Source organism: Kitasatospora sp. NPDC032121, from assembly GCF_055580145.1.
Genome location: NZ_JBVILX010000008.1, coordinates 87,750 through 95,752, shown reverse-complemented (window position 1 = coordinate 95,752; position 8,003 = coordinate 87,750). Strand labels below are relative to the sequence as shown.

At 75.4% G+C, this 8,003-nt stretch carries 8 protein-coding genes; 4 read left to right on the top strand and 4 right to left on the bottom strand.

Annotated elements, in window-relative coordinates; translation table 11 throughout:
- Positions 1-143: 143 nt before the first annotated feature.
- Entirely contained in the window at positions 144-800 is a 657-nt protein-coding gene (locus ACZ5OX_RS21465) for a response regulator (protein ID WP_465632036.1), read from the bottom strand.
- Positions 797-2,023 (bottom strand): sensor histidine kinase, encoded by a 1,227-nt coding sequence (locus ACZ5OX_RS21460; RefSeq protein WP_465632034.1) that lies wholly within the window; start codon positions 2,021-2,023, stop codon positions 797-799. Before ACZ5OX_RS21460 ends, ACZ5OX_RS21465 begins: the two co-directional genes overlap by 4 nt.
- Before the next feature lie 134 nt (positions 2,024-2,157).
- On the opposite strand from ACZ5OX_RS21460, the gene ACZ5OX_RS21455 reads away from it, so the two are divergent.
- Both ACZ5OX_RS21455 and ACZ5OX_RS21450 read left to right on the top strand, forming a co-directional pair.
- Complete coding sequence (locus tag ACZ5OX_RS21455; RefSeq protein WP_465632032.1) at positions 2,158-3,069, top strand: ABC transporter ATP-binding protein; 912 nt, start codon at positions 2,158-2,160, stop codon at positions 3,067-3,069.
- On the top strand, positions 3,066-3,923 hold the full coding sequence (locus ACZ5OX_RS21450) for an ABC transporter permease (RefSeq protein ID WP_465632030.1): 858 nt from the start codon (positions 3,066-3,068) through the stop codon (positions 3,921-3,923). Before ACZ5OX_RS21455 ends, ACZ5OX_RS21450 begins: the two co-directional genes overlap by 4 nt.
- 34 nt (positions 3,924-3,957) lie before the next feature.
- On the opposite strand, the gene ACZ5OX_RS21445 is transcribed toward ACZ5OX_RS21450, so the two are convergent.
- Entirely contained in the window at positions 3,958-4,521 is a 564-nt protein-coding gene (locus tag ACZ5OX_RS21445) for a DUF4291 domain-containing protein (RefSeq protein WP_465632028.1), read from the bottom strand.
- Between the two features lie 140 nt (positions 4,522-4,661).
- Entirely contained in the window at positions 4,662-5,417 is a 756-nt protein-coding gene (locus tag ACZ5OX_RS21440) for a tyrosine-protein phosphatase (RefSeq protein WP_465632026.1), read from the bottom strand.
- A gap of 387 nt (positions 5,418-5,804) precedes the next feature.
- Between ACZ5OX_RS21440 and ACZ5OX_RS21435 the strand changes: the two genes are divergently transcribed.
- Complete coding sequence (locus ACZ5OX_RS21435; protein ID WP_465632024.1) at positions 5,805-6,920, top strand: PucR family transcriptional regulator; 1,116 nt, start codon at positions 5,805-5,807, stop codon at positions 6,918-6,920.
- A 296-nt stretch (positions 6,921-7,216) separates the two neighbouring features.
- Positions 7,217-7,975, top strand: a complete 759-nt coding sequence (locus ACZ5OX_RS21430) for a hypothetical protein (RefSeq protein WP_465632022.1) — start codon at positions 7,217-7,219, stop codon at positions 7,973-7,975.
- Positions 7,976-8,003: the final 28 nt, after the last annotated feature.

The window sequence follows — 8,003 nt, the reverse complement described above, 5'->3', positions numbered from 1 at the left end:
ACTGCGCCTCCCGGGTCCCCCCCCCCCTCCGCCCCCCCCCCCCCCCCCCCCATCCCCCCCCCCCCCCCCCCCCCCCCCCCCCCCCCCCCCCCCCCCCCCCCCCCCCCGCTCCCGTCACGGCGCTCCCGTCACGGCGCTTCCCATCACGGGGCGACCAGGCCGAACTCGTAGGCCTGGATGACCAGATGGACCCGGTCGCGGGCGCCGAGCTTGGTGAACAGCCGGGCGACGTGGGCCTTGGCGGTGGCCACGCTGATGGTGAGCTCCGCGGCGATCTCGGCGTTGGACCGGCCCCGGCCGACCAGGGTGAGCACCTCGCGCTCGCGCTCGGTGACGGCCTCGGCGACGGGCCTGCGGGGCCGGGCCGGGCCCTGCGGGCGGGCGGCGAACTCGCCGATCAGCCGGCGGGTGATGCCGGGGGCCAGCAGGGCGTCCCCGGCGGCGACCACCCGGATGCCGTCCAGGATGGTCTCCAGGGAGAGGTCCTTGACCAGGAAGCCGCTCGCCCCGGCGCGCAGCGCGCCGTACACGTAGTCGTCGTCGTCGAAGGTGGTGAGGACGAGGACGTGGGTGGGCAGATCCGGATCGGCGGTGATCCGGCGGGTGGCCTCGATGCCGTCCGTACCCGGCATCCGGATGTCCATGACGGCGACGTCGGGGCGCAGCCGGGCCACCAGGTCGACGGCCTCGGCACCGTCGCCGGCCTCGCCGACCACCTCCAGGTCGGGGGCGTCGGCGATCAGCACCCGCAGGCCGGTGCGGATGAGCGGCTGGTCGTCGGCCAGGACGACGCGGATCACGGCGCCACCTCCAGGGCGGTCTCGGCGGGCGTCCCGCCGGGGGTTTCGGCGGGGACGTGCTCGGGGAGCGGCAGTCGGGCGGCGACCAGGAAACCGCCCCCGGAGCGCGGGCCGGCGCTGAACTCGCCGTGCAGCAGGGCGACCCGCTCGCGCATGCCGGCCAGGCCGTAGCCGCTGCCGGGCGCCGTGGTGGGCACCCCGGCGCCCTGGTCGACGACGGTGACGGCGAGTTCCCGGGATCCGTACTCGACGGTGACGTGGCAGTCGCGGGTGCCGGCGTGCTTGACCACGTTGGTGACCGCCTCCTGGACGATCCGGTAGGCGGCCAGGTCCACCTCGGGCGGCAGGGTACGGGCCGCGCCGCGCCGGGTGAGCGCCACCCGCACCCCGGCGCCCGCCGCCCTCGCCACCAGCCGGTCCAACTCGCCCAGCCCGGGCGCGACTTCGAGTGGGGCGGGCTCCCCCTCGCCCTCCCGCAGGGCGCCGAGCATCCGGCGCAGCCCGGCCAGGGTCTCCCGGCTCGTGGCCTCGATCGCGGTGAGCGCGTTGCGGGTCTCGGCGGGCTGGGTGTCCATGACCCGGCTGCCCATGCCGGCCTGGATCGCGATGATGCCGATGTTGTGGGCCACCATGTCGTGCAACTCGCGGGCGATCCGCAGCCGTTCGGCGGTGATGGCCTGCTCGGCGGCCCGGCCGCGCAGCGCCTCGGTGTGGGCGCGGCCCTGGTGCACGGTGTTGCCGACCAGCCAGGCGATCAGCGCGGTCGCGGCGAAGCCCGCGTAGGCGAGCGGGTTGACGGGGTAGTCCTCGACGGCGCCCCAGGCCAGCAGTCCGGCGAGGGTGGCGAGCGGCAGGGCCAGGGCGCTCAGCGAGACCCGCCGGGAGCGGGTGGCCGCGCAGTAGCCGACCACCGAGTCGGCGATCAGGAACTGGAGCGGCCCGGTCTCCGGGACGCCCCACATCCCGAGCGCGAAGACGGCACCCGCGAGCGCCACCGCGATGGCCAGCAGCGGCAGCCGGACCAGCAGCGCCGCGACCAGGGTGGTGACCACCGCGGTGACCACCAGCGGCATGTCCTCGGGGTTGCCGTGGTAGTCGAACAGGTGGCGCAGCTCGTCCTCGCGCGTGAAGAACCGGAACACCACCAGGGACGTCCACAGCGCGCCCACCCACACGCCCGCGGGCAGGCGCCTGAGCAGCGGCGGACGGTGTTCGGTGATCATGACGCGATGGTAGCGGCGGGCCGGGAGACGGCACATCGACCCGGGGGCGTAATCCCCGGGGCCAGTGCGGTGGCCCGCGGTTGTGGCCCGCGGCCCGATGCCCGGGGCGGGGCGCGGGCGGCAGCGTTGTCGCCGTGATCGAGATCGAGCGACTGACCAAGCGGTACGGCGCCACCACGGCCGTCGACCGGCTGACCTTCACCGTGCGACCGGGCACGGTGACCGGCTTCCTCGGCCCCAACGGCGCCGGCAAGTCCACCACCCTGCGGATGATCCTGGGCCTCAACACCCCCACCGCGGGCACCGTCACCGTGGCCGGGGTGCCCTTCGCCGGCCGGCCCCGCGGCCTGCGGCACGTCGGCGCCCTGCTGGACGCGGGCGACGTGCACGGCGGACGCAGCGCCCGGGCGCACCTGTCGGCGCTGGCCAGGAGCAACCGCATCCCGCTCGGGCGGGTGGACGAGGTGCTGGCCGAGGTCGGCCTCGGCAAGGCCGCCGGGCGGCGGATCGGCGGCTACTCGCTGGGCATGAAGCAGCGCCTGGGCATCGCCGGCGCACTGCTCGGCGACCCGCCGGTGCTGCTGTTCGACGAGCCGCTGAACGGGCTGGACCCGGAGGGCGTGCTCTGGGTGCGCGGGCTCTTCCGGCGGCTCGCGGACGAGGGGCGCACGGTGTTCGTCTCCAGCCACATGATGGCGGAGATGGAACACACCGCGGACCGGCTGGTGGTGATCGGCCGCGGCCGCCTCATCGCGGACGAGGGCCTGGCGGAGTTCTCGGCCCGCGACGCGGTCTCCTCGGTGACCGTACGGGCACCCGAACTCCCCTCGCTGGCCGAGGCGTTGCGCGCCGAGGGAGCGGAAGTACGGCTGGCGGAGCCGCAGTTCGGGATCGTCACGGGGATGCCGGCCGCGCGGATCGGCGAACTCGCGCTGCGGCACGGCGTGGTGCTGCACGAACTGGCCGCCCGGACGTCGTCGCTGGAGTCGGCGTTCATGTCCCTGACCGCCGACAGTGTCGAGTACCCGGCTGGAGACGCCCGATGAGCACCACGACCCTTGGCCGCACCGCCGGTTCCATCGCGGACCCGGCACCGCGCTTCCTCGACCTGCTCGCCGCCGAGTGGATCAAGCTGCGCTCGCTGCGCTCCACGTACTGGGTGCTGGCGCTGGCCTCGCTGGTGGCGATCGCGGTCGACGTGAACGCCGTCCACACCGACCTGACGTACATCGACCACCCGCCGCCGCGGATGCCCGGCCAGCCGCCGTACACGTACGACCCGCTGTTCCACGGCCTCGGCGGCATCGCGAGCGACCTGATGGCGCTCGCGGCCGGCAGCCTCGGGGCGATCACCGTGTTCGGCGAGTACACCACCGGCCTGATCCGCACCACCTTCGCCGCCGTGCCGGACCGGCGTGCCGTGATCGCGGCCAAGGTGCTGCTGATCGGCGGGATCACCGCGCTCGCCGGGCTGGTGGTCTCGACGGTGTCCTTCTTCACCGTCAACGCGATGCTCGCCTCCCGGCACGTCGGCCTCTCCATCACCGACGACGGCTGTCTGCGGGCCGTGCTCGGATTCGCGGCGATCGTGCCGGTCTGCGCGCTGATCGGGATGGCGCTGGGCGCGCTGCTGCGGCACGCCACCGCCTCGATCGTCTCGCTGGTGCTGGTGCTGTTCATCCTGCCGATGCTGTTCGGCGGGGACCGCTACCGGTGGCTGAAGGAGATCGGCACCCACCTGCCGACGGCCACCGTGCAGCGGCTCACCATCAACCCCGCCTCCACGACCACGATGGGGAAGTACGCGCCGAGCGTGCTGGACTCGTGGATCACCATGGGGGCGTGGGGCGTGGCCGCGGTGGTGGTGACGGTGGTCGTCGTGCGGCGCCGGGACGTGTGAATCCGTCTCCTCGGCCCGGGCGGGGCGGTCGCGCTCAGCCCAGGCCGAGCCGCCGCGCGGTCGCGGCGGGCAGCCGGTACGGGCGCTCGGGCGGCAGCAGCCGCTGCGCCTTCGCCGCCTGCCCACCGTGGACCAGCGCGGCGATCCGCCGCACCTGCGGGGTGAGGTCGGTGAGCCCGACGACCCACTCCTCGGCGTAGGCGCGGATCAGCCCGCGGCCGATGCCCACCTGGATGCTGTAGTGGTTCAGCGCCGCCCCGCGCAGCGACCGCTCCGGGTCCCACTGCACGTGGACCCCGGCGCGGGCCACCTCGTCCGGGTGCGCGGTGGTCAGGACGGCGCGGGCGAGCGCCTCCTCCCAGCCCTCCCGGGTGATCCGGACCGCCAGCACCCTGGTCTGGCCGGGCTTCTGCGCCCAGTTGCTGCGGTGCATCAGCCAGCGGAACGAGGGCTTGATCCACGTCATCCGGTGGAAGCCGAACGGCGCCACGAACCGGCCCGCCGCCAGTGCCGCGTCGGCGACGGCCGGCGGGTAGGCCTGGTAGAGCACGATCGTCCGCTCGTCGTAGTCGGCGCGGATCTCCCGCAGCACGGCCATCCCCGGCACCCCCTTCGCCTCGCCGGCCCCTCCCCGAGCACGCTGCCAGCGCGGGGCGGGGCGGCGCAACGGGATTACGGGGCGGCACGGGGCGCGCTCCCGCCGGCCTACGGCTCGGCACGCAGCGGCGGGCCTTCGGCTCAGGCGGCGGCCGCCTTGGCGCGGAAGGCGCCGAGGGTGGCGGCCGGGACGCCGCAGCCGGGGAGGAAGGACGCGGCGCCGCCGTGGTGGGTGCGGACGCGGTCGATGAACACCGACATGGCCTCGGCCGGGGCCTCCAGGAGGGGCGCGGGGATGGTGAGGTTGCGGCCCTGGGAGTCGGTGACGCGGGAGCTGGTGTGGTTGTTGAGGGCGGTGCGGTGGCGCTCGGCGAGGCCGGCGAAGATCTGCGGGAGGGCGTCGGCGGTGCGGGTGTAGTCCGCGACGATGTGCTCGGCGGGGACGTCGAGGAGGTCCAGAAGCAGGGCGGTCAGCAGTCCGGTGCGGTCCTTGCCGGCGGCACAGTGCAGCAGGACGGCGCCGGGGCGGACGGTGGCGTCGACGGCGGCGGCCACCGCGTCGGGCGCGGACTCGGCCAGCAGGACGTAGAAGTCGCCCAGGTCGGCGGCCGTGGCCATGGTGCTCATCCGCGCGGTGAGGGCGTCGGTGGCGGGGTTCACCGGGGCGGCGACGACGGCTATGCCGGCGGCCTCGGCGGCGGCCCAGTCGGCGGGGTCGGTCTCCCGCGGGTCCCGCAGGTCCACGATGGTGCGGATGTCGCAGCCGCGCAGCTGGGTGACGGTGGCCTCGTCGGCGGCCGGGAACGGCTGGGCGGAGCGGTACAGCACACCGGGACGGACCCGCCGGCCCTCGGGGTCGCCGAGGGTGGCGGCGTCGCGGAAGTTGACCAGGGACATGCGGGGCCTTTCGGTGGGGCCGCACCCGGGACTGGACGGGGCTCCGGAGACGGGGGCCCCGGAGGCGGGGCACGGCGGCGACGTCTGGATGTCTAACCCCTCCGGGGGCCGCCCGGCAAGCCCGGACCGGTGCATCCCTCCATCCCACCCTCGTCGGCGGGCCAGGGCGACCCGGCGCCGTACGGGCGGCGCGGATCGGCGGCGGATCGGCGGGGGTGGCGCGCGCACCGGCCGTCCCGTCCGCGACCGCTCGACCGGGCCGTCCGGGGCTGTTCGCCCGGGCCGCCCACGACCGCTCGCGCGGGCCGCCGCAGCCGTCCCGACCTGGGGCGTCCCTGATAAATTCAGCGCCGAAACACCAGGCCGTACGGGGGATGGCAGGACACGGTGATCGAGGCTAACGACCACGACATACCCACCGAGCTGGCCGAGGTCTACCTCGTCCTGCTCGCCGACGTCTCCAGAACCGGCCGGCTGCTGCGCCGCGAGGAGCTGGAGCGCCTGCGCAAGCTGGGCGAGCACTGCGCGGAGGCCGGGTACGGGCTGCGTGAGGTGGTCGCGCACTGCCTGGCCGCGGCCCGGCGGGCCTGGCAGACCCTGCCAGGGACGACCGGCGCGAGCAGCGTCACCGAGCTGCGCCGGATGGGCGACGCGGTGCTCGGCGCCACCGACGCCGCGCTGGCCGCGCTGGGCGAGGGCCACGAGCGGGCGCAGCGCCTGGCCGTCCGCCAGGAGGAGGCGGCGCGGCGGGAGTTCATCGACGACCTCCTGTTCGGCCGCAGTGACCTCGGACTGCTCGCGGAGCGCGCGGAGCGCTTCGGGCTGCGGCTGGCGGGCGCGTACACGGTGGCCGTCGCGGTGGGCGACGAGCCGTTCGCGGACGTGCATCCGCTGGTGCACCGGGTCGAGCGGGAGCTGAGCGGGCGGTTCGGCGAGCGGGACGTGCTGCTGGCCAGCAAGGACGGCCGGCTGATCTGCATCGCCCCCGACGCCGAGCGGGCCGTGCTGGAGGCCTTCGCCGAGCTGGCGCTGCGCCCCGGGCCGGGCTACCAGCCGGTGCGCCGGGTGGCCACCGGCCGCCGGCACTCGGGGCCCAGCGGGGTGCCGCGCAGCTACGAGGAGGCGCTGGACGCACTGGACTACGCGCACCGGCTGGACCTGCCGGCCCGGCAGCTGCGGGCCGAGGAACTGCTGGTCTTCCCGGTGCTGATGCGAGACCGGGCCGCCATGGCCGACCTGGTGCGCACCGTGCTCGGCCCGCTGACCGAGGCGCGTGGCGGCGCCCGGCCGCTGCTGGACACCATCGTGGTGCATGCGGAGGCGGCGTACGTGAACGCGGAGGCGGCCCGCCGACTGGGCCTGAGCGTGCGCACCCTGGGCTACCGGCTGGAGCGGATCAAGGCGCTCACCGGGTACGACCCGGCGGACGCGCTCCAGCGCTTCACCCTGGAGACGGCGGCCATGGGGGCGCGGCTGCTGAACTGGCCGGAACGATCGCTGTAGTTCCGGTGCGTTCCGGCCACTGCGGCTGTAGTACCGCTCACTACGCTTGTGGTCCCGCCGCCCTGCGGGGCCGCCACCGCGACCCGCCGCGCCAAACCCGCGGGGCCCCGTTGCGGCTGTCCGACGGTCGTCCTGTTGCCCGGTTGTTGCAGTGTCACGCGGGCCGCGCGTACCAGGGTGTCAAGAGGGCGTAAAGATTGCCGGATCCTGGCAATGTGCGGCCGCGCCCGGCACTGCCATGATCTCCCCGGCGCCGAAGCGCGGTGCCGTCGGAAGGGCGGGGGAGGGTGGCCGGGATGGGGGGATTCTTCGCGGCCGCGCTGGCCTTTCCGACGGCGCTGTTCAGCTTCGCGCTGGTGGTGGTGGTCGGGTACTGGCTGCTGATGCTGTTCGGGGGCCTGGTGCCCGGCGCCGTGCACGGGGGGCACGGCGGCGGGCACCACGTGGACGTCGGGCACGCGGGGCACCACCTGGGTGCCGCGCACGGGGGACACGCCGGACACGTCGCGGACGCCGGTCACGGGGGACACGGTCACGGTGGGCACGGTGCCGGGGGGCACGATGCCGACGGGGGATCCGACCGGAGCGGCTCCGGCCACCACGCGGGCGTGCTGGCCGCGCTGGGGCTGGGCGGGGTGCCCGTGACGGTGGCGGTGTCGCTGCTGGTCGCGCTCGCCTGGTTCGTCAGCCTGGCCGGCACCGTCCTCACCTCGGGGGCACCGGCGCGCGGCGGCGTGTTCGCCGTCGCGCTGGTCGCCTCCTGGGCGGGCACCAGGGCGCTCGTCCGGCCGCTGTCGCGGCTGTTCCCGCAGGACCGGCCGCTCACCCGGGGGGACTTCGTCGGCCGGGTCTGCGTGATCCGGACCGGCCGGGTGACGGCCGACTTCGGGCAGGCCGAGGTCACCGCGGAGGACGGCTCCACCGCGACCGTCCAGGTCCGTACGGCGGAGCCCGAACCGGCTCTGACGGCCGGGCGGACCGCCCTGATCTTCGACTACGACGCCGAGGGCGAGCACTTCCTGGTGGCGCCCTTCGATCCGCCGTCCGTCACCTGACGCCCCACCGGTTCACCGACGCTCGCCT

Bases quoted from the DNA above. Each gene is read 5' to 3' on its own strand.
- ACZ5OX_RS21460 (WP_465632034.1), bottom strand. From the start codon at position 2,023: ATGATCACCGAACACCGTCCGCCGCTGCTCAGGCGCCTGCCCGCGGGC.
- ACZ5OX_RS21450 (WP_465632030.1), top strand. From the start codon at position 3,066: ATGAGCACCACGACCCTTGGCCGCACCGCCGGTTCCATCGCGGACCCG.
- ACZ5OX_RS21445 (WP_465632028.1), bottom strand. From the start codon at position 4,521: ATGGCCGTGCTGCGGGAGATCCGCGCCGACTACGACGAGCGGACGATC.
- ACZ5OX_RS21440 (WP_465632026.1), bottom strand. From the start codon at position 5,417: ATGTCCCTGGTCAACTTCCGCGACGCCGCCACCCTCGGCGACCCCGAG.
- ACZ5OX_RS21430 (WP_465632022.1), top strand. From the start codon at position 7,217: ATGGGGGGATTCTTCGCGGCCGCGCTGGCCTTTCCGACGGCGCTGTTC.